We start from the raw sequence: 20,370 nt of genomic DNA, 5'->3' as shown, positions 1-20,370 counted from the left end.
ATTAGCGTTAAATGGTGATTCCTAACGAATAACTTTTATAATTACCCACTCTACAAACTCCCTACATTCCCAAGCGCGATCGCACCTCAATTTCCCATCCCCAAAAAGCGATCGCACCTCAATTTCCCCCTAACGACTGAACTCACCTTCCACTATAGATTTTGCGGTTTGATCGAATGCTTTAGCCTGCGGTCGGGTGCGGTGATTTGTTAGACCATCGCTTAATTGGTAACTTAACCAATCTATCTTTGTGAGCCAGTTGCTTCTGTTGTAAGTCATTAAAAATCGCTCTCAAATCATATTGAAACGATTGAGCGTATTCTTCTCTATAACTGTGAATTTCATCAAGAATTTCATTTTTATACATAACTAGACCTCTAGGTTATATCCACTAAACTCATAATAAAAAAAATGGGAAGTTTGGAAACCGCGTCTATAAGCGAGCGCGGAGGAAAAACGACTCAGGGGAATTTATTCCCCTTGAATATTGGATTGGGAATCGACAAAAATTGTTGTATTTGCCGATTCCCGGTTTTTTGGGATTTCTCCCACTCCTATTGCTAGGGTAATGTTAGCTTCGCCAATGTTATCGGTCGGTACTATCTCAAAAGCACGGTCTTACCCCTCGTAAAACTGTTTAACTTTCAAGTTTTAGAGCTTGGGACTAGCTTCGCATCCCAAGGTAAGAACTTTAACGCTTCCCGATAACGTAGCCAGTTAAGGCTAAGGCTGGTCAGCTATCCAAATCAGAGGCATGAAGCCCCGTCTCTTCAGAGCGGGGTGCTGACAGGGTGTGCAAATGATTGGCAACACATAACCCAGATCGGAACTAATCTGCGCCAGCTTGCGCTGAATTTGGGCATTTGCCATGTGCCTACAGTTCCAGGTTAGCAGATAATCTAAGCTATAGACGGTTGCTAGTGCTATGTGTAAAGAATCGTTGGATGCTTTTGAAGGTAGATTGCTTTTGAGCTTTATTTTGAGGGTTTACGGGGGGATTAGCACATTACACTTCGTTAACGCATCTTACAAGATCGGCGATCGCACTTATTATCAGAGAGTAGCCTAGCTTTGTGGTGAACCTGGACGAAAGGTTGGGGAGAAATGCAATTTTGAAATCTCAATTTAAACATACTTAACAATTGGTTGTGGACTGTTGCTAACGATCTCCCGTATAAAAACCATTGAACTGAATTATCGGGTTGTACAAGCCCAGGTTTCAATTTTGCAAGTCCCTGTACCACATTCAGTTAGAGCATAAGCTTGGGCTTGTTCAGGAGTGCTCGCCCAACCCCAACCGAGGTTTCCTTCTGGACTCTTAGCTACCGCACCACAGGCATTTTTAAACCAAACCTGGACTTGACAATCGGATTTACCGCATTCTCTCAATGCCTTTTGTTCGGCTTGTTGTCGAGTCGGATAATCGTAAGCATAACCCCAACCTCCCGATGCTGAGGTTGCGATCGCTCCATAATGATCCGGTTGAGCTAGGGCGACCCCGGCCATTAAACCTTCAAGGATAAAAACAGAAGCACTAATTAATAGAAAAGGTTGTTTTATTAATTGTTTTTTCATTCAGTTTCCGCAGCATTTTGTAAGGGTAAATAAATCGTCATAATGTTCCTTTGTTGAGGGCGCTGTTTAACAACGAGTTTCCCTCCCAACGCATGAAATAGATTTTTTGTTACCGCCAGATTCAGGCTTAAACTTCCGGTTTCCGGTTGGAACATTAACAACGGCCCTATTGATTTTAAGGGAGATTGGGGAGATACCGCAAATGTAGAATCACCCTCTTGTTCCGGTTGGGGATGGGATTCTAATTGTAACTTTAACTGATGTCCGGCTAATCTCACCCCGACTTGAATATGGCTACCATCGGGAAGACTACGGGTAAAATTTTCGATCACTCCCGTTAATACTTGATCCAGCATAGTAGGATCACTGATCACAGTCGGTAATTTCTGGGGTAAAATCACCTCTAAGGTTTGGTTACGCTGACTCGTGTGTTTTTGCCACCGAGGAAGGCTACTTTGAAAAACATCTCCTAATGACATTGCTGTTAACGGTAGAGGTTTCTCTTGATGATCACCTTGGCTGGAAAAGTCCCGTTGTTCTATTTCTAACTCAACAGCCCGGAAAATGAGGTTAAAGCGATCAATTTGGGTTGTACATTCTTGATCAATCATTTCTAAACGCTTACGAACAACTTCTGGCGGTAAATCTGGCCGTTTTAAGAGCAATCGTGTTAAGGTACGAATTGTGGCTAAGGGTGTCCGCACTTCATGGGCAATTACTTGTAATAATTCGACTTCCGCCGCTTGAATTGAATTCTCCAAAAGGGTTGTTTCTGGGACGAAAGCCGAGGATTTTGAACTAATTTTTTCAGCGACTTTTGCTAGGTTAGGAACGGTAATCTCAACGGGTTTTAAGTTATTTTTTAACGGTCTTAATTCTACTTTTTTTTCGGGATCTAAGCCTATATTGTTTAACAATAATCGGCTAAATTTCATGACGGTTTTATAATGGGGTTCAATGGGTGAAAATTGGGCAATGCTCTGCTCTAATTGGGCTTTTTGTATTGCTACTGACCTTCCTAACTCTCGGTTTGCTGTTCCTTGAATGAAATCCATGCGATCGCGCAGCATTAATAATGCTTTTTCAATAATATCAGGATTAAAGGAAAATAGAAAAGCTGGGTTTCCGGTTATATCTTGACCCAATACCATAACTAAACTAAATTGAGTTGTTAAAACCAAACAAAACTGTTCTTTCACTAAGGGATCTTTCCCATGTAAAGGACAGGCTAAGGTTTGAGGGATGGATGTGGAAGTTCCCTCACAAGCGGGAAGTAAAGCCAGAGGATGGCGTAATTTTAATATTAATTCATCCCCCAGTTTTGAGAGATCCGAGGTAAAAATTTGAGTTGCAAAATGAATGGCTAAATGGGGATGAATTAAAACCGGAACTGGGCCAGAAATAATTAATCCTAAACGAGATAATGAGTTAGAATCAAGGGAATTAGCCTGATCAGAATTCGGCGAATCAATTTCTAAGGGTTTAAAAGGATGAGAATTGGAAATGATATGTTCTGATATTGAATCAGTATTTAATCGAAGTTCTTCTAGTAGATAATTGATAGATTGAACTCCGCTATACCATTCTTTTTCGGCTTTTAAATATCGTTGAACCCCAGAAGAAAGATGGGAATTATTGTTGGAATTACAGGAGGATTTAGGCAAAGATGAACAACTTAAGATATGGGTTTCATCTTGAGCTAAAAGATCACTGAGCGTAGGTAATAATATTTGATTCATCATTATGCACCAAAACAAATTGTAAAATATAGAAATAACTTTTAGAAATAAATCAATCTCACCAAACCCCTCAACAAGTGCGGTTTGTTCTGCTCAGAACTTACGCACTCAAGTGTCATGCTGAACGACTGATCGTGAAGCATCTCAGCCCTCTGTGAGATTCTTCGCGGAACTCAGAATGACAGAATTTCGTGGAGAGTGCGTAAGTCCTACTGCTTTCAGAATAGCCAAATTTGTCTAATTCGTACATTCGTAGAACCGAACCCCCTAGGGGGGAGTTTACCCTGAAGGGGAACACGTTAACCGTCAACAGCCAACCGTCAACTGTTAACAGTCAACAACCCCAATATGATGCAAAATAGGGAAATACAGTCAATATTGCTGACCATTATGCCCAGTTTGCTTGCTGATGTGAAGAATCTGTTAGCCGATTTAATGGCCCGTTACCAATCCCAAGTAGATTATTTGGCAATTCGTTTGGAGGAAGCGGAAGAAACGGATATTTTATTAAGAGGAGATCGGATTGAAACCTTAAGTGAAGGACTTTCTATTGGGGGACAAGTCCGAGCTTGTTATCGAGGAGGATGGGGGTTTGCTAGTTTTAATCGACTCTCTACCCTTGAAGATCGGATTACCGAAGCGATCACCGCAGCAAAACTGATTGGGGATGAAGAAACCCTGCTCGCACCAATTCCTATTATTCAAGATAGCTGTACCTTACCCTTAACGGGAACCGATCCGCGTCAAGTTCCCCTCGCTCAAAAAAAAGAATTATGCGATCGCTACGGCCACATTCTTCGCAGTGTTGACCCCTGCATTGCCACGATTTCTGTCCGTTACAATGACAGCACCCAACGGTTAATTTTGATTACCTCTGAAGGAACCTTCTTAGAACAATCCTGGGTGGATATGGAAATGCGGTTTGCAGCCACCGCCAGAAATGGGGACACCGTACAAACGGGACGAGAAACCACAGGTTCGCGTAAAGCTTATGAAGATTTAACGAATTTGGATGAACAAGTTCGCAGTGCGGCGCAACGGGCCGTTAATTCCTTAGCTCTCCCCCCCGTTAAAGGTAATGTTTATACCGTTGTCATTGACCCGATTTTATCCGGTTTATTTGTTCATGAAGCCTTTGGTCATTTGTCTGAAGCGGATATGACCTATGAAAATCCTGATATTTTAGAAGTCATGACTTTGGGGCGTCAATTTGGCCCCAAAAACCTACAAATTTTTGATGGCGCCGCCCCTCCTAACCATCGGGGAAGCTATAAGTATGATGATGAAGGAACTCCGGCGACCACAACCCAACTGATTCAAGATGGTGCTTTAGTCGGTCGCCTTCATTCGCGTGAAACGGCTGGAAAATTAGGAGAAGTCCCTACGGGAAATGCCCGGTGTTTAAATTACCATTTTCCTCCCTTGGTACGGATGACTAACACCTGGATTGAAAGGGGGGATACATCTGTTGAGGACTTATTGAGTGATGTTAAAGAAGGGGTTTATGCTCGCAATTGGTTAGGGGGAATGACCAATGGCGAAATGTTCACATTCAGTGCGGGGGAAGCCTGGATGATTCGCAATGGTAAACTGGCAGAACCTGTTCGAGATGTGACGTTATCGGGAAATGTGTTCACAACGTTGGCAGATATCGAAGCCATTGGTAATGACTTCTACTGGGATGAATCGGGGGGTTGTGGAAAAGGGGGACAAAACGGTTTACCCGTTGGCTGTGGAGGCCCTAGTTTACGGATTCGCAATGTTGTCGTCGGAGGAGAAGCAATCGATTAACAAGAAAGAATCATCCCTGAAATTGATTAAATCCGTGAAATCCGTGAAATCCCTTATCATCCGTGATCAGTTTTCTCGTCGTCCATCACCCGGTTTGGGTGCTTTATCACTGGGGTCTTCTCCCGCACTGTTATGATTGGCAACTTGCATTTCATAACTGTTAATAGATATCAGGGCGCGTCTGGATTGGGAAGACTGAATCTGTTCTGCATCAAGCTCTTGAATTATTTGATGTTGAGGGTTCACACTTTGAGGTAAACCCACAACAGCACTGATCATTAACACAGCAATGAAGTTAGACATTTTGGGATTAGGTATTTAGGCGGCTATTTTTCAATACCAATGCTTTAATTCCCTATCCGGATCGTTAATAAAATCCTGATTAATAATCCCTTCATAAAATGGCTGCGAAAAACCCGTGAATTCAGACTTTAGACTTGCACAATTTTTAAAGAATCAAGGGGTTTACCGCAGGAGATTAAGATAGAATCTTGTCAACACCAACTGAAGTTCTGCAAATAGAGAACAGTGGTAAATTTTTGTAGATCTTATTAAGACCAGGGTTTAAAAAAATGGAGTGAGTCTCCAATACCCAGAAACAAACCAGGCTTATCCTGTTGTTTTTTAACTCACTCCTGAGCGGTTTTAATCATGATCATTAACGTCCACTGCCTCGGTGAGGAGCGGCTTGTGGATCAACTTCTGGATTGCTTTGAGTCGCAAGAACGGCTGTTACTTCGCTAGTGGGCGATAAAGCAACATTAATAGGAGTAGAAGGGTGATGATTCATGCCAACTACTAACAAAGTAGAAAGTAAAATAGTGTTGTAGATTCGCATAACAGTTGTCCGTTTTAGAGTGTCCATTCTCTAATACGGGTTGACTTAAATTGATCCGGTAAAAAAGGAAAACTTTCCAAGAATTCCCTTTAAGTTTAATGATTGTGTTATAATTAATAGAATTAATATTGTGATAAAGAATGGGGTTAGCGATCGCAATTATGACGGCTCAAGAACAAAAACATCCTCAATACAATACAGACCGAAAGATTGTCTTTAGTCTTTTAGAGCAAGAAGCAACAGAATATAATCTAGTGGAGTTAGCTCGTCTAAAAATTCGTTATCGAGGTTTTCCGGGTGCAAAGGATATTCAAAATGATTTAGAAAAAATTTTACAAATTTGGGGATATACAGACGAAACCTTATTTGAAAAAACTCGTCAAATTCACGCCACTGGCCAAATTTATCGGAGGAAAAAGACTGATCAAGAAGATTGGATTTAAAAGTTCTATTCTTGCTTCTTCATTGTCGAGATCGGACTTTCCGGGTGAGTGCAGGTCTATGGACAATATCAGCCGTTAAAACTTCCCCGATATTTCTGTAGGTTTTGTGACGGTTTTGTGTAAATATGGAAAGGCTGTCTGATCAGAGTGTCCGTAATACTTACAGACTCCAGTATCAGAGAGTTGGAGAGGAAATACTAGGTTGGAATCTATGAAGGTTGGCGATCGCGTTTCTGTTAAAACATCTGTTATCGTTTATGTCCATCCCCAACATCGGAATCAGGAGTTTGATGCTCAGGGATTGACAGGAAATATTGTATCTATTATTACCGATTGGCGGGGAAGACCCATTAGTCCTAATTTGCCTGTTGTCGTCGATTTTGGCGATAAATTTAAAGCTCACTTCCGAGAAGATGAGTTGGAATTGATACAATAGTTTCACAAAACAGGAGACAGGAGGATTTTCGATCAGTTGTTTCTCCGAGTCTCCTCTGCTATTTTCCACCTAGAAACCAGCCGAAAATATTAATATCGCCTCGCATTTTTTCGATTTCTTGACGGTGGCGTGCGGCTGTTTCATAATACCAATTGCAGTATTGAGTAAATTCTTCCCGATATTCAACTTCTTGGTGAAATTCACGGGTAAGTTGATGCGCTTTGAGAACTTCCGCCACAGGTTGATTCGGTTGTTGAACAATCTGTTCCCATTCAAATGACATGATTACATAATTCTGAATTGAGGAATACTGTCACGTTAACATAGTTTGTTGACGGTTGACGGTTGACTATTACCTATTACCTATTTCTATAACCAACCTCGCCACCGATAAACTCCTAATCCAATATATTCTTTTAAAGCTTGAGTCGTTTGATGGAGAGAGAGGGTATCGGGTATCCAACTGAGTAGAATTCCTTGCCAAGTTTTTTGAGCTTGATTAATTTCAGAAGGAATCATTAAAAAGTCTGTTGGTGCAGGAATGACATTCATCCCTTGACGCTTAAAAATTAAGAGCGATCGCGGTGTGTGTAAAGCAGATGTGACTAATAAAATCGGCCCTTGGATATTTTTTTCTTGCAAAATTTTTCCCACATTTACAGCATTTTCATAAGTATTTAATGAGGTCGGATCTTGTAAAATTGCTGTGGCGGGAACACCCATAGCTTCAGCAATTTTCGCCATATCTTCAGACTCAGGATCGCCCCCTCCTTGCCAGTTAATTCTTCCTCCACTTAAGATTAACCAAGGGGCTTTTTTCTGGCGATATAATAATGATCCATATAAGATGCGATCGCCGGCTTCCCCGACATCTACCCAAGGACGGGGCGGTAAAGCCGGTTTTGTTCCTCCGCCTAAAACCACAATTGCCGCAGCATTAGGAAGTTCACCATTAGGAACATTTTGGGATTCAAGCGATCGCACTAATCCTTGAGCAACTCCCCGACTACTTCCTAACAGTAAAATTGCTAAGGCGAAACTGATAACAGCACCTGTCCATCGGGGATATTTCCACAGAGTAAATAAAGCCAAAAACATTAATAAACAACTCAATCCCAAAGGATAAATAAATAGAGGTAAAAGTTTAGATAAAAATAGAAACATAGGAAAGTATTCATAAATTTTTTTTGACCATTTAACTTTTATTTCGTTTAAAAATCCAACCTAAAAGAGTTGTGGCTTGGGTCGGACGGGGAGTTGCTTTAGGTGGGGGTGGTAATAGCTTAGATTTAGCTAGAATACCCGATAAATTATCGGTAATTACCTCAATTTCAAAAGGTTCAGCCTGTTCTGGTGTTTGGTCAATTTGCCACCATTTCACTAAACAGGCGACAGACCATCCTGAGATCATACCTAATCCTAAACTGGTGAATAATGAATCTCCCAAAGCAATAAAGCAGAGAGTAAAAAATAATCCCGTTCCAAATCCTGCACGAAATACTAATGCTGATTTTAACATAAAATTTTCCGGGTTGAGGGGATCTTAAAATCCTTCCTGGGAGGTCAAATTTTAATAAAGATTGCAAGCAATTGGAGAATTTTCACCAGAAAAACATGGGAAGGATTGAATTTAGTTAACCCTCCAGAGCCAGTTGAAATAGGTAAACCTGTTTATCTTGACTCAGGTAACGTAGTCAGTTAAGACTTGGGCTGGTCAACTAACTGAAGCTAGAGGCATGAAGCCCCGTCACTTCAGTGCGGGGTGCTGACAGGAAATTAGGGAGGAGTTCATCGGCTTATTTTTAGCATCCTGTTCCGCAAATTCAACATTTTGATAGAGATGATTGATAATTTGAGTTCCCTCTACCGTCAAAGATAAATAATGCAAACCCGTTTGAATATATTGAGCCACAACATTTTTAAAAAACTTGGGATAAGCCTGTCTAATATGATCAGGCTGGTGGTATCCAAACTGTTCATTGATTCCGGTTTCTTTAAATTCTTGAAATAAATCCGGCATTTTATTCAGATACTTCGGATCAGCTAATTGACCAATTAAATCCGCCGCGCGAATTAAACCGGGATAATCCGTTGTATCTTGATGTTCTTGATCATTGGGAACCGGAAAACGAGTTAACTCAATATGGCGTTGAATTGTGGGAATATCAATTAAAGAATTCTGCTCAAAATATTCTTGAACAAACTGTTTTCCCCGATCAATATGATAAGGGGTTAGGCTGGCGTCTGTGGCTTCATGTGATAGTTGAATCATTTCTCCACATTGTCCAGTGACATAAATTCTGTCTGGAATTCTATCTTGACGACAAATGCCTTTAACATAGCCAATATCATGACAGAGTAAACCAATAATAGTATGCACCCAGGTTTGAGGAGAAACATTTTTTTCACAGAGGTTTTTTCCCTGCAAAATTGCTTGTCCAGACAAGGTGACTAAAATTGTATGTTCAACATTGTGATAGGGAGCATCACTTTGTAAAATTTGATGCAAAGCAAAGTCAGCCACTTCCACCATCAGATCAACATAATCGAGTTGTTGCTGACCGTAGGCTTGATAATAACCTGTATATAAACGATGAATGCAGTCTTGAATCATAAGAGTTTGAGTTCGATAGCACATATAGAGGGTTTTCCTTAAAGATAGAGGGGATTTTCCATTCAATTGTGATCAAGAATGGATTTACTTATATGTTGATTCAATTTGAACCGAATGAAAACCAGAAAAGCTCATTAGTTTTGCCAAATTTTTACCGATCGGTAAAATCCCCCCAGGCTAAGTTAATATTTTATCCTGAATTGTCTCCTTAAAACCTCATAAAACCTCAGAAATATTCAGGAATTACCAAGGTTAAATTGACTTTTATCACAATTCTCTATACACTTTCAGTGATTTCACTCACACCGGGATCAAAATTAATACTTATAATTTAAAATGTACCTGTGCGTAAAGGGTATAATGGTCACGGATGGGAGAGGTTTGTGCAAAAATCTTGATTAAAATTGTAACATCATCAGTTTGATCACAGTATTTATTATGAATAAACTAAATATATTAGAGCGAGACTATGGATGCTAAAGCAGCACTAGAATGGATTGATCAATTAATTTTTGAACATCAGGGTAAGCATCTCAATGATTTAGAAAGGGAGGTTTTTATTGGCTCTTGGGAAGGGAAAAGTTACCCTGAAATTTATCCTTTAAATCCTAGCTATATTGAAAAATATGTTGGATATAAACTTTGGCAGAAAATCTCTCAAACTTTTGGAGAAAAAGTCACAAAAAAAACGATTAGAGGAGCAGTAGAACGCTATCAAAACCAAGATAATTTTGTTCAGTTGAGTGAAATTCCCAGGGAATTGCTGCAACTCTCACCCCATTGTTATCGAGTATTTATCAGTCACGGAAATACTGAGTTAAATATTCATTTTGCACAGCAGTTAGAAGCGGTTTTAATTCAAGTGGGACATTCTGTATTCCTAGCAGCTTGGGAAGTTACCCGCTCTCAACTCAATCAACAGGAAACCGATTTTTTAGCTGAAATTGATACAGAATTAAAACACTGTGACTATTTTATTTTACTGTTATCCCCTCAGTCAACCCTTAGTGAAATGGTGATTGAAGAATTGCGTCAAATCCGAGAATTACAAGATACTCATCCTCACCGTTTACCAATAATTATTCCAATTTGGGTGAATTGTCCGGCAAATTTAGCCTTAAATCATGATCTAAGAAGTTATTTATTGGGAACCGTTCAACGCACCTGGACAGGTCAACAAGATACGACTTTAATTATACAAGAAATTCTGGTTTTTTTGCAAGAGTCTATTCCCGAATCTCCACAGCAAAATTTACAGTTAAATTGGGATGAATCTGAACTCGAAGAACATCTGAATTTAGCCATAGAATCCCATCAACTATCCTCAGTTTCTTCCCTTTCAATTAAACCCATTTATTCCTCGGAAATTCCCTCTCCCCTTCCCGTAGCAGAACCGGAATTACCCAGTGGACAAGTCCGTTTAGAATCTGCCTTTTATATTAAACGGGTTCCCCATGAAGATCAATGTTATCACGAAATGATCCATCCCGGCGCATTAATTCGTTTAAAAGCACCCCGTCAGATGGGGAAAACTTCACTAATGGCGCGAATTTTAGAACAGGGACGGGAACAGGGTTATCGCACGGTTCCTTTAAGTTTTCAACACGCCGATAAATCGATTTTTACAAACTTAAATCATCTGTTACAATGGTTATGTTCTAAAGTAACTCGCAAGTTAAAATTAGACTATCACGTTCCTGATTATTGGAGTAATACCTTTGGGAGTAAAGATAATTGTACGGCTTATTTTGAAGATTATTTATTATCAGAAAGTAATACTCCTTTAGTCCTAGGATTAGATGAAGTAGATCGGGTGTTTCAATATCCGAATATTGCTGATGATTTCTTTAGTTTACTTCGAGCTTGGTATGAAGAAGCTAACTATGGGGGAGGAGATAGTGAACTGTGGGAAAAACTACGCTTAGTGATTGTTCATTCCACAGAAGTTTATATTCCTTTAGATATTAATCAATCCCCCTTTAATGTGGGTTTACCCATTGAATTAACCGAATTTACCGCAACTCAAGTTAACGAGTTAGCACACCGACATGGATTAAATTGGGGAGATATTGAAGTCGAAACTTTAATGAGAATAGTAGGTGGACATCCCTATTTAGTTCGAGTAGCACTTTATCATCTGGTTCAATATTCCATGAGTTTAGAACAATTCGCAGAAATAGCACCCACAGAAGCCGGAATTTATGGCGACCATCTCCGCCGACATTTATGGAATTTACAACAACATCCTGAATTAGCTCAAGCTTTTTATCAGGTGGTTTGTTCTTCTCAACCTGTGGAATTAGAATCAATTTTAGCGTTTAAATTACATAGTTTAGGTTTAGTTCATTTACAAGGAAATGAAGTCACTCCTCGCTTTGAGCTTTATCAAAACTATTTTGGTCATCGTTTAATGATTAAAACCTAATAATTTACTTTAATTATATGAATTTAACATCTACTTCAAGCTATCATTATAAAGTTGGTGGACATTTATCTTTAGATACTCCTAGTTATGTAATTCGACAAGCAGATCGAGACTTGTATGAAGCCTTAAAAGCGGGAGAATTTTGTTATGTTTTGAATGCACGTCAAATGGGAAAAACCAGTTTACGAGTCAGAACTTTACATCAACTCCAAGATCAAGGTTTTGCTTGTGCGGCGGTAGATTTAACAAAAATTGGTTCCCAAGATATTACACCTGATCAATGGTATGCGGGAATTATGAGGCGTTTAGTCACCAGTTTTCGGCTTCCCATTCATTTAAAAGCTTGGTTACAGGAACGAGAATTTTTACCCCCCATTCAACGGTTAAGCGAGTTAATTGAACAGGTATTATTAGACTGTATTCAACAACCGATTATTATTTTTATTGATGAAGTTGATAGTATTCTTAGCTTGAATTTTTGTGTAGATGATTTTTTTGCCTTTATTAGAAGCTGTGACGAATATCCCTTATTAACCTTTGCTTTATTAGGGGTCGCCACACCCAATGATTTAATGCAGGATAAAAGCTGTAATCCTTTTAATGTCGGTCGTCCCATTCAACTGAATGGATTTTGTTATCAAGAAGTGCAACCCTTAATTAATGGATTAATCGGGAAAATTAGTCAGCCTGAATTAGTCCTAAAAACTATTTTAGAGTGGACAGGAGGACAACCTTTTTTAACTCAAAAACTGTGTTATCTGATTCATCAAAAAGTGATTGAAAATACTCAATTTTTGGATATTCCTAATTCTCAAGTCCAGAGTTGGGTTGAACAGTTAATCCATACCCGTTTTATTGAAAATTGGGAATCTCAAGATGAACCTCCCCATTTAAAAACTATTCGAGATCGGATTCTAAAAGCCGATAACCGAATTACATCTCGCTTAAGTTTATATCAAAATATTTTGCAAAAAGGCAGTATTCCGACGGATATTACTGTGGAACAAATGGAACTGAGATTATCGGGATTAGTGGTTAAACAGGGAACCGAATTAAAAGTCTATAACCGAATTTATGAAACAGTTTTTAATGAAAATTGGTTACAAAAAACTTTAGCCAGTCAAGAACCTAATTTTAATCAAATTATTGCCGAAAAAGAACAAAAACTCCTGTCCATGTTGCGAGAAATGGAAGGGAAAGAATTTGATGATATTTTAAGTGAAATTTTAGGATCAATTGCCTTAAAACTGGTAGAATTAATGGGCGTGGATCGGATGACGATTTATTTTATTGATAAAGATAAAAACGAAATTTGGTCAATTAGTACCCGATTTACTGGAAATCAAACTACAAAAATTTCAATTTTAGCGAATAATCAAACCGCCGGACGAGTCACGATTTATAAAAAAGCGATTCCCACGACTTCATATTATTCTGCGGATTGGTATTCGATTTTTGCTGAAACCCAAAATCCTAGAATTGGGTATCAAATTTATAATCAGTTAACCCTTCCTCTGGGAGAAGATAATCAAACAATTTTTGCTTTTGTGCATTTAGTTAATAAACTTAAAAAAAATCATTTTTCAGCCGATTGTTTTCAAGATAAAATTGATCAAACTGGATTTACTGAAATCGAAGCACAGCAATTTTTACAATATGCTCCCGGCTTACAACGCATTTTAGCAAGCTGTTATGAAAGTTATAAACTAACCCAAAGAATACAAGCCTCTGAAGCCTTAACAGAAGCCACTAGAACGGTTCATCAAAGTAGTTTAGACTGTGAAGAAATTATTCAACGAGTGATGAAAGCCGCTAAAAAATTGATGAATGCAGATCGAAGTACCCTATGGTTATTAGATAAAATTACCCAGGAACTTTGGACACAAATTCCCTTTGAAGATGGCTCGATTCGAGAACTGCGATTAAAAATCGGACAAGGATTTGCTGGAAAAGTTGCAGAAACGGGAAATAGTTTAAATATTCCCTTTGATTTATATGATCACCCTGAGTCGGAAATGTCTAAGAAAACGGATCAAAAAACTGGATATCGCACCTGTAGTTTATTGTGTATGCCTGTTTTGAATCCCGATGGTGAATTAATTGGTGTAACTCAATTAATTAATAAGCGCAAACAGGGTGAATTTGCCGAATATGAACCCGATGATTGGCCGACAGCACCGGAATGTTTTGAAGCGAGTTTTGATGCTAATAGTCAAAAATATATGCAGATTTTTAATTCCCAAGTCGGGGTCGCTTTATATAATGCCAGACAATATGAAGCGATGAAACAACACGCAGAAAATACTCCCCAAGGCGTGATTAGCCAAACCTTAGCCATGTTAAATCAAGTTATGGATGGACAGGGGTTTGATGAAATTTTAGATGCTACATTACGCTCAATTACCTTAAAAACCGGAAAGTTATTAAATGCAGATCGCACGACTATTTTTATGTTAGATGAAGAACGGAATGAATTTTGGTCAATGATTGCTGAAAGTGAAGAAAATTGTCCGCTAGAAATTCGAGTTCCGGCGGATAAAGGGATTGTGGGAGAAGTTGCTAAATTTAAAAAAGTCGTGAATATTCCTTATGATTTTTATGATGATCCTCGATCAAAAACGGCTCAAGAACACGATCAGAAAAATGGCTATCGAACTTATTCAATGTTGGCTTTTCCGTTATTAAATGAACAGGGAATTTTAGTCACGGTTGTGCAAGCAATTAATAAGTTAAAATCAGGATGCGATCGCAGTCTTTCCTTATCAGAAAAAATCGATCATCAAGGATTTACCAGTGATGATGAACAACAATTTTTAGAAAATGCTCCCTTAATTCGGATGATTTTAGAAAGTTTTTGTTCTTATCATAAAACCGCCAGAGGACAAAGAGTTGCAGCCGCGCTAATGGCCGCGACTCGTTCTGTGAGTCAAAGTAGTTTAGAACTGGATGAAATTCTCAAACGAGTCATGGCTGCCGCCAAGGATTTAATGTTGGCAGATCGGAGTACATTATGGTTATTAGATCGGCAAAATAATCAACTTTGGACTAAAATTATTTTTAATGATGGTTCAGAACATGAAATTAGAATTCAAGTGGGTCAAGGGTATGCGGGAAAAGTTGCGGAAATGGGGGTTTCTTTAAATATTCCCTTTGATTTATATGATTATCCTGACTCGGAAACGGCTAAAAAAACCGATCAGAAAACGGGATATCGTACCTGTAGTTTATTGTGTATGCCTGTTTGGAACCCCGATGGTGAGTTAATTGGTGTGACTCAATTAGTTAATAAAAAGAAACCCCTTGAAGATCATGATCAAGTGTTAAGTTATGATACGGAAGTTCCCGACGCTTTTCGAGTCAGTTTTGATAGCAATGATCAGAAATATATGCAAATTTTTAATAATCAAGTTGGGGTAATTTTACAAAATGCTGAACTTTTAGCAGCCGTTAAATACCAAGAACAAAGTTTGCGCGAACAATTTAATCAGGGGAAAGGAGAATAGGCAATAGGCAATAGGCAATAGGCAATAGGCAATAGGCAATAGGCAATAGGGAAATAAAAATTGTATCTAATTATTGGATTTTAGTCTGTAATTATTATTACCATTCTCGTTCTAAACGAGGAGGTAAACGCAGTTTAGGAAACTGATAAAAGGTATTTCCCTCCTCATCAATTTCGGGAAATGCCACAAAAACTTGAACTTGATGATCTAAATATTTTTGGGCAACTTCCGCACTAACTCCGGCTAAAGCAGAGAGTTGAATTAGGGAGACTCGACCATTTTGGGCTGAAATTAATCGATAAAATGCGGAATCTAATTGGCGCTGCTGTTCTCTATTATTCCCGATATTAACAATCAATAAGGTGACTAATACACCCAATCCAGCAATAGAAAGTAATTCAACGATAGCCATAGTTTAGAATCCATAATATAGGAATCAAATATAGAAATATTAACAGTTAACAGTTCTCTTAAAAGAGTCAACTGTCAACTGTTAATCATTAACCTTGACTAAGAAGCTTGAACGAGATTTTCAGCCCCTCGAATCACTTTTGCGGATTCAATCACATCACCTTTGCGAAGTTCTTCTAAAACTTCTTTGCCTTCGGTGACATACCCAAAGACGGCATAACGACCATCTAATAAATTAAGTCCGGCGGGCGTTAATTCTGGATCAAAAAGGAAGAAGAAAATTTGAGAAGATCCTCCATCAGGAATCGCTTCAGGACGGGCTAACGCTACCGCTCCAAAAGCAGAAAAAGGTAAAACCGGATGATCTTGATAACGACCCAATTCTTCAAAGGTAATATTATAGATGGGTTCTTGATCTCCTTGAGCTAAAATTTCCAAAGGAATTCCCCGATATTGTCCAGTTTGGGGATCAATAAAGCCATCTTCTGCACCATCAGGATCTCCTATTTGTAAGGCATAGGATTCTTCTGAACGGATGAATTTTAAGCCATCATAAAATCCCCGTTGAACTAAATCCACAAAATTCCCGGCAGTGACTGGGGCACTATAGCCATCAACAACAACCGTTAAGTTGCCTTTATTGGTTTGAATTTCAATGGTAGCGCGACCTTTGAGTTGAGGTAAATTAGAATATTCTGCCGGAACTTCAAAGGGAAATTCCTGCACCATTAATTCTTCTAATTGACCAATGCTATCTAACATTTTTCCCCGTGTTGCTAACACCATTGCCGCATCTTTAACCTCAACGGCAGAACGCAGGGGATCAATATCTTGTTTTAATTGCTCAACTAAAGCTTGAGCTTGAGGTTGACGTTCCTCTGGAATATTGGCTAAGAGTTCCGTCTCCCGTGTCGCTAAAACTCTGGAGGCGAGGGTAATATCTCCATTGATATTACTCCAACGCTTTCCTCGCAGTTGGGAGGAAATCACTTCTAAACTCGATTGCAGTTTTCTCACCGTTTCATTATCAATTGGCAGAGCATAGCGTAGCAACGCCGAGCCATCGGTAATGGCATTTCCTTGAGGTAGAATACTGTCCCGTTTCGGTGAACTGTCACCTTCCCACCAGGCTGCACTCAGACCCACCGATAGGGTAAACAACAGTACAGCAACCAAACCCGTTCTCAACCAGTGTTGATAGATGTTTCTCATGGAATTAGGCCAATGCAACATAAATCTTAACGTTTGTTCTCTTTACTGATCTTGCCATTATTCCGTCACCAGTCATCCGAAAAAAATTAATTCCCTATTCCCCGTTCAAGGGTAAAATAAGATGCCGATTATTCTGCCCAGGTATTAGCTTGCATGATTTCCAGTAACGACTTTCGCACAGGTGTCACGATTGTATTAGATGGGTCAGTCTGGCGTGTAGTAGAATTTCTTCACGTTAAGCCCGGTAAAGGTTCCGCCTTTGTGCGGACAAAGCTCAAAAACTCACAAACCGGTAGTGTCGTAGAACGTACTTTTAGGGCGGGAGAGACTGTTCCTCAAGCGACCCTGGAAAAAAGCGAAATGCAACATACCTATAAAGACGGGGAAGAATACGTCTTTATGGATATGGAAACTTATGAAGAAGCCCGTTTAAAGGCAAGTGAAATAGGCGATCGGGTTAAATATCTTAAAGATGGAATGACCGTTAACGTGGTTCGTTGGGGAGAGCAAGTTCTGGATGTAGAACTCCCGAACTCTGTCACCTTGGAAGTGGTTGAAACCGATCCCGGAGTTAAAGGGGACACGGCAACAGGGGGTACAAAACCCGCTATTGTGGAAACAGGCGCTCAAGTGATGGTTCCGTTATTTATTACTCAAGGGGAACGGATTCGGATTGATACCCGGACTGACAGTTATCAAGGTCGAGAATAAAGACGCACCGAACCATGATTTGATCTTTAAGCGTGCCAAACTTACATAAAAACCCAAAGGGTTTAGGATGTTGGGCGATTGGTTGTACACCCACCCAACAAACTGAATTAAGATAGACTGCAAATTTAGGGGAGACGTACCAACTGTGCAACTAGATTTGAACCAGCTTCGTGAACTGCTGGCTGATCTCGATAAAACCAACATTTCAGAGCTAACGCTCAAAAGCGCAGATTTTGAACTGACTATTCGGAAAGAAATTTCGCTGATCTCTGGGACTCTACCACCCGTTGAGACGCTATTAACAGGTGCAGGGGTTAGTTCACAGTTGGTCTCGTCTCCAGGGGCTCCCACTGCTGTTGATTCCGTTGGCAGAACTTCCCCTGCATCTAGCCCAACTGTATCTACATCTCCTCCCCTTCCTTCGGCTGAATCTAAGTGGGTTGAAATTACTTCCCCGATGGTGGGAACCTTCTATCGTTCTCCCGCCCCCGATGAATCGCCCTTTGTAGAAGTGGGCGATCGCATTTCTACGGGTCAGACCGTTTGTATTATTGAAGCCATGAAGTTGATGAATGAAATTGAAGCCGAACTTTCTGGCCAAGTGATGGAACTTTTAATTCAAAATGGCTCCCCCGTTGAATATGGCCAACCGTTAATGCGAGTTAAACCGGATTAAAAACGGGCCGTTAGGGAACAGGTAAAAATTCTTTCTCGAAAATCGGACGAGTAATCGGCTGAGGGATTTCTAACCCTTCTCCGCCTAAAACAGTTAAGGGTTTACCGCCAACGGAAAGCCAAACTTTGCTATCGGGGTTAAGGGTTGTAGCGGTATACACCACTTGTCCTAAACGTCCGATCATCGATGCACTTCCCCCACCTTGGGTAAATTCTGGGGATAAATCTATATAAACATCATCATTGTTAGTGGTTAACTTTTGAATTGTTGTTCCTTTGGGAATTTCACTGAATTGATTCGGATCGGGAGAACTCGTTAATAATTGATTAAAAGCAACAGTTAAAAATGCTGTTGGATCATTTTGGGCTTGAATTTGTACAGGTTGAGAAACAATATTCTGTTTACCGTTTTGATCCTCTACCCAATAAAGGGAAAGGGTTTTTTCAACGGTTTGTGATGGAGAAGGAGAAATTAGAGGACTGGGTGAGGTTGTATCCGGGGAAGAAATAACGGGTTCTTGGGGAGAACGAGACGTTGATGTCCACCAGGTTAACCCTGCACCCACAGCAACTAAAACGGAGGCAATTCCAGCCACAATTCTAAGGGGAATAATACGAGTCTTTTGGGGATCTTCCATTGATTTTGAATTATAAATTTCAGGTGATTGTTTAATTTGATCAGGTAGGATGGGCTATGCCCATCCGGCGGTTTAACTTAATAAAATGAATTGTCGAGTGATCAGCGATCGCACTCCTTCTAAATCCAGTTGACTTTGAGTTAAAATTTCCCCAACAGTTCGAGGAGATTCTAAATTTTCATCGCAAGCTTTCAGAAACTCAAATTCAGCATCCGATAAACTTACAATTTGATAATTATAGTCAAACAAATTTTGACTCGGCCAGCCATTCATACAAGGACTACGCTCAGGAATTGCGGCTAATAACGCTTGATCATTTAACCAATTGTTCCGCGGTAAAGGTGAACGTCCTAAGAAAAATTCGTAATGACTAATTTCGGGATCGAGGAGTTCAATTAAACGATAGCGTTGGCGATCGCTTAATTCCTTGGCTCTTTCCACCAATTCGGGTGCTTTTCCTACCAGACGCTCTAAATTCCAATAATTCGGATTAGAAAACCCAATAAATTCTAATCCAGACGCATCAATTAACTCAAATAAGCTCTCAATATTGTAGTCAATTTCTTGGGGATGAACATACATATCCGCAAAACATTCATCGCGCTGATTTTCCATTCCCCAGCGTTGAGATTCATATTGAACTAAACGATTTTTTTCCGGTAGAGCTTCAAAAATTTGACGGCCAATTTTAACCCCATCTTGATAATCGCCTTGTTTTTTTCCCTGTAAAAGGGCGATCGCTTTCTGCATCAATTGAATTTCCCAGCGTCCCAATTCTGCATAAACAAAAATGTGCATTAACCCCCCCGGAGCTAACTTTAATGCTAGGGTTTGAATGCCTCGAATTGGATCAGGTAAATGGTGCAAAACACCAACACAGTTAATCAAATCAAACTGTCCCTCCAACTGTCCCGCATCATACAAACTTAAACGGCGAAATTCAGGGGAGGGTGTACCTGGGGTAGAAATTCCAGAGCGACGACAGCGCTCGATGGCCGTTTGGATGGCTCCTTCACTCAGATCAATTCCCAAAACCGAAGCTTCGGGGTTGAGTTGAATTAAATACTCCGTACTTGAACCCGTTCCACATCCCGCATCTAAAATACGGATATCAAGATGTTTCGGCTTTTGACCCGTACAAAAACTATAAGCTGCTGGCCAAGACCATCGCCAGTTATAACCCGGAGGCGGTTCATCTAACAGGGGGTCAGGAGGAAAGGGATAGGTATCATAAAGCCGTTTAACCGCAGAACTAACTTCTTCCATTGTTGTACCAAATTAAGAAGTGAACTACCCACACTTCTCTACGAGTAAGTGTGGGCTTCTAGCATCAACGGGGATAGCATCAGAAGAAACAGA

20 protein-coding genes and 1 pseudogene are annotated in these 20,370 nt (G+C 39.8%); 7 read left to right on the top strand and 14 right to left on the bottom strand.

Annotated elements, in window-relative coordinates; translation table 11 throughout:
• Positions 1–181 precede the first annotated feature (181 nt).
• From PL8927_RS13365 to PL8927_RS13350, 4 genes and pseudogenes are all read right to left on the bottom strand, one after another.
• The gene (locus PL8927_RS13365) at positions 182–367 is read right to left on the bottom strand and encodes a thioredoxin domain-containing protein (protein ID WP_083622265.1); all 186 of its coding nucleotides are present in this window, start codon (positions 365–367) and stop codon (positions 182–184) included.
• 356 nt (positions 368–723) lie between these two features.
• Positions 724–969 (bottom strand): annotated as a pseudogene (locus PL8927_RS28495) (hypothetical protein); the annotation flags it as partial.
• A gap of 225 nt (positions 970–1,194) precedes the next feature.
• Positions 1,195–1,575, bottom strand: a complete 381-nt coding sequence (locus tag PL8927_RS13355) for a DUF4189 domain-containing protein (protein WP_083622263.1) — start codon at positions 1,573–1,575, stop codon at positions 1,195–1,197.
• Positions 1,572–3,317, bottom strand: a complete 1,746-nt coding sequence (locus PL8927_RS13350; protein ID WP_231506006.1) for a sensor histidine kinase — start codon at positions 3,315–3,317, stop codon at positions 1,572–1,574. Before PL8927_RS13350 ends, PL8927_RS13355 begins: the two co-directional genes overlap by 4 nt.
• A gap of 387 nt (positions 3,318–3,704) precedes the next feature.
• On the opposite strand from PL8927_RS13350, the gene PL8927_RS13345 reads away from it, so the two are divergent.
• Positions 3,705–5,105, top strand: a complete 1,401-nt coding sequence (locus tag PL8927_RS13345) for a TldD/PmbA family protein (RefSeq protein ID WP_083622259.1) — start codon at positions 3,705–3,707, stop codon at positions 5,103–5,105.
• Positions 5,106–5,171: 66 nt separating this feature from the next.
• Here the strand turns inward: PL8927_RS13345 and PL8927_RS13340 are convergent, their stop codons facing one another.
• Both PL8927_RS13340 and patX read right to left on the bottom strand, forming a co-directional pair.
• Complete coding sequence (locus PL8927_RS13340; RefSeq protein ID WP_083622256.1) at positions 5,172–5,408, bottom strand: hypothetical protein; 237 nt, start codon at positions 5,406–5,408, stop codon at positions 5,172–5,174.
• Between the two features lie 355 nt (positions 5,409–5,763).
• On the bottom strand, positions 5,764–5,943 hold the full coding sequence (gene patX, locus PL8927_RS13335) for a heterocyst-inhibiting protein PatX (protein ID WP_156093191.1): 180 nt from the start codon (positions 5,941–5,943) through the stop codon (positions 5,764–5,766).
• A gap of 161 nt (positions 5,944–6,104) precedes the next feature.
• On the opposite strand from patX, the gene PL8927_RS13330 reads away from it, so the two are divergent.
• Positions 6,105–6,386, top strand: a complete 282-nt coding sequence (locus PL8927_RS13330) for a DUF3288 family protein (protein WP_083622759.1) — start codon at positions 6,105–6,107, stop codon at positions 6,384–6,386.
• 211 nt (positions 6,387–6,597) lie between these two features.
• A complete protein-coding gene (locus PL8927_RS13325; protein ID WP_083622254.1) occupies positions 6,598–6,822 on the top strand; it encodes a ferredoxin-thioredoxin reductase variable chain in 225 nt (74 codons plus the stop codon).
• A gap of 58 nt (positions 6,823–6,880) precedes the next feature.
• On the opposite strand, the gene PL8927_RS13320 is transcribed toward PL8927_RS13325, so the two are convergent.
• The 4 genes from PL8927_RS13320 to PL8927_RS13305 form a co-directional block, all read right to left on the bottom strand.
• A complete protein-coding gene (locus PL8927_RS13320; protein ID WP_083622253.1) occupies positions 6,881–7,105 on the bottom strand; it encodes a hypothetical protein in 225 nt (74 codons plus the stop codon).
• An 86-nt stretch (positions 7,106–7,191) separates the two neighbouring features.
• The gene (locus PL8927_RS13315; RefSeq protein ID WP_083622251.1) at positions 7,192–7,986 is read right to left on the bottom strand and encodes a YdcF family protein; all 795 of its coding nucleotides are present in this window, start codon (positions 7,984–7,986) and stop codon (positions 7,192–7,194) included.
• A gap of 31 nt (positions 7,987–8,017) precedes the next feature.
• Complete coding sequence (locus PL8927_RS13310; protein ID WP_083622249.1) at positions 8,018–8,341, bottom strand: hypothetical protein; 324 nt, start codon at positions 8,339–8,341, stop codon at positions 8,018–8,020.
• Between the two features lie 228 nt (positions 8,342–8,569).
• Complete coding sequence (locus PL8927_RS13305; RefSeq protein ID WP_231506005.1) at positions 8,570–9,436, bottom strand: metal-dependent phosphohydrolase; 867 nt, start codon at positions 9,434–9,436, stop codon at positions 8,570–8,572.
• Positions 9,437–9,905: 469 nt separating this feature from the next.
• Between PL8927_RS13305 and PL8927_RS13300 the strand changes: the two genes are divergently transcribed.
• A complete protein-coding gene (locus PL8927_RS13300) occupies positions 9,906–11,861 on the top strand; it encodes an AAA-like domain-containing protein (RefSeq protein WP_083622246.1) in 1,956 nt (651 codons plus the stop codon).
• Between the two features lie 17 nt (positions 11,862–11,878).
• Positions 11,879–15,364 (top strand): GAF domain-containing protein, encoded by a 3,486-nt coding sequence (locus PL8927_RS13295; protein ID WP_083622244.1) that lies wholly within the window; start codon positions 11,879–11,881, stop codon positions 15,362–15,364.
• 97 nt (positions 15,365–15,461) lie between these two features.
• Here PL8927_RS13295 and PL8927_RS13290 read toward each other — a convergent pair whose 3' ends face one another.
• A complete protein-coding gene (locus PL8927_RS13290) occupies positions 15,462–15,776 on the bottom strand; it encodes a hypothetical protein (RefSeq protein WP_083622243.1) in 315 nt (104 codons plus the stop codon).
• A gap of 98 nt (positions 15,777–15,874) precedes the next feature.
• Positions 15,875–17,008 carry a peptidylprolyl isomerase gene (locus PL8927_RS13285; protein ID WP_083622241.1) on the bottom strand — a complete coding sequence of 378 codons (1,134 nt, stop codon included), beginning with the start codon at positions 17,006–17,008 and terminating at the stop codon, positions 15,875–15,877.
• A 132-nt stretch (positions 17,009–17,140) separates the two neighbouring features.
• Here PL8927_RS13285 and efp point away from each other — a divergent pair, with 132 nt between their 5' ends.
• Both efp and accB read left to right on the top strand, forming a co-directional pair.
• Positions 17,141–17,698: an elongation factor P gene (gene efp, locus PL8927_RS13280; RefSeq protein ID WP_083622238.1), complete on the top strand. Its 558-nt coding sequence runs from the start codon at positions 17,141–17,143 to the stop codon at positions 17,696–17,698.
• A gap of 145 nt (positions 17,699–17,843) precedes the next feature.
• Positions 17,844–18,374, top strand: coding sequence for an acetyl-CoA carboxylase biotin carboxyl carrier protein (gene accB, locus PL8927_RS13275; RefSeq protein WP_083622235.1), 531 nt, complete (start codon positions 17,844–17,846; stop codon positions 18,372–18,374).
• Positions 18,375–18,384: 10 nt separating this feature from the next.
• On the opposite strand, the gene PL8927_RS13270 is transcribed toward accB, so the two are convergent.
• Both PL8927_RS13270 and PL8927_RS13265 read right to left on the bottom strand, forming a co-directional pair.
• Entirely contained in the window at positions 18,385–19,011 is a 627-nt protein-coding gene (locus tag PL8927_RS13270) for a GerMN domain-containing protein (RefSeq protein WP_083622233.1), read from the bottom strand.
• A gap of 72 nt (positions 19,012–19,083) precedes the next feature.
• Positions 19,084–20,277: a class I SAM-dependent methyltransferase gene (locus PL8927_RS13265; protein ID WP_083622231.1), complete on the bottom strand. Its 1,194-nt coding sequence runs from the start codon at positions 20,275–20,277 to the stop codon at positions 19,084–19,086.
• Positions 20,278–20,370: the final 93 nt, after the last annotated feature.

Source organism: Planktothrix serta PCC 8927, assembly GCF_900010725.2.
Classification (GTDB): domain Bacteria; phylum Cyanobacteriota; class Cyanobacteriia; order Cyanobacteriales; family Microcoleaceae; genus Planktothrix; species Planktothrix serta.
Note: the sequence above shows the minus strand (reverse complement) of the source record. Positions and strands in the feature narration are given on the sequence as shown.

What these genes read in the sequence shown, in the direction of transcription:
- PL8927_RS13325 (WP_083622254.1), top strand. Translation starts at nt 6,598, where the DNA reads ATGAAGGTTGGCGATCGCGTTTCTGTTAAAACATCTGTTATCGTTTAT.
- PL8927_RS13310 (WP_083622249.1), bottom strand. Translation starts at nt 8,341, where the DNA reads ATGTTAAAATCAGCATTAGTATTTCGTGCAGGATTTGGAACGGGATTA.
- PL8927_RS13315 (WP_083622251.1), bottom strand. Translation starts at nt 7,986, where the DNA reads ATGTTTCTATTTTTATCTAAACTTTTACCTCTATTTATTTATCCTTTG.
- PL8927_RS13350 (WP_231506006.1), bottom strand. Translation starts at nt 3,317, where the DNA reads ATGATGAATCAAATATTATTACCTACGCTCAGTGATCTTTTAGCTCAA.
- PL8927_RS13345 (WP_083622259.1), top strand. Translation starts at nt 3,705, where the DNA reads ATGCCCAGTTTGCTTGCTGATGTGAAGAATCTGTTAGCCGATTTAATG.
- PL8927_RS13320 (WP_083622253.1), bottom strand. Translation starts at nt 7,105, where the DNA reads ATGTCATTTGAATGGGAACAGATTGTTCAACAACCGAATCAACCTGTG.
- efp (WP_083622238.1), top strand. Translation starts at nt 17,141, where the DNA reads ATGATTTCCAGTAACGACTTTCGCACAGGTGTCACGATTGTATTAGAT.
- PL8927_RS13330 (WP_083622759.1), top strand. Translation starts at nt 6,105, where the DNA reads ATGACGGCTCAAGAACAAAAACATCCTCAATACAATACAGACCGAAAG.
- PL8927_RS13265 (WP_083622231.1), bottom strand. Translation starts at nt 20,277, where the DNA reads ATGGAAGAAGTTAGTTCTGCGGTTAAACGGCTTTATGATACCTATCCC.
- PL8927_RS13290 (WP_083622243.1), bottom strand. Translation starts at nt 15,776, where the DNA reads ATGGCTATCGTTGAATTACTTTCTATTGCTGGATTGGGTGTATTAGTC.
- PL8927_RS13285 (WP_083622241.1), bottom strand. Translation starts at nt 17,008, where the DNA reads ATGTTGCATTGGCCTAATTCCATGAGAAACATCTATCAACACTGGTTG.
- PL8927_RS13270 (WP_083622233.1), bottom strand. Translation starts at nt 19,011, where the DNA reads ATGGAAGATCCCCAAAAGACTCGTATTATTCCCCTTAGAATTGTGGCT.
- PL8927_RS13340 (WP_083622256.1), bottom strand. Translation starts at nt 5,408, where the DNA reads ATGTCTAACTTCATTGCTGTGTTAATGATCAGTGCTGTTGTGGGTTTA.
- PL8927_RS13295 (WP_083622244.1), top strand. Translation starts at nt 11,879, where the DNA reads ATGAATTTAACATCTACTTCAAGCTATCATTATAAAGTTGGTGGACAT.
- PL8927_RS13300 (WP_083622246.1), top strand. Translation starts at nt 9,906, where the DNA reads ATGGATGCTAAAGCAGCACTAGAATGGATTGATCAATTAATTTTTGAA.
- PL8927_RS13355 (WP_083622263.1), bottom strand. Translation starts at nt 1,575, where the DNA reads ATGAAAAAACAATTAATAAAACAACCTTTTCTATTAATTAGTGCTTCT.
- PL8927_RS13305 (WP_231506005.1), bottom strand. Translation starts at nt 9,436, where the DNA reads ATGATTCAAGACTGCATTCATCGTTTATATACAGGTTATTATCAAGCC.
- PL8927_RS13365 (WP_083622265.1), bottom strand. Translation starts at nt 367, where the DNA reads ATGTATAAAAATGAAATTCTTGATGAAATTCACAGTTATAGAGAAGAA.
- patX (WP_156093191.1), bottom strand. Translation starts at nt 5,943, where the DNA reads ATGCGAATCTACAACACTATTTTACTTTCTACTTTGTTAGTAGTTGGC.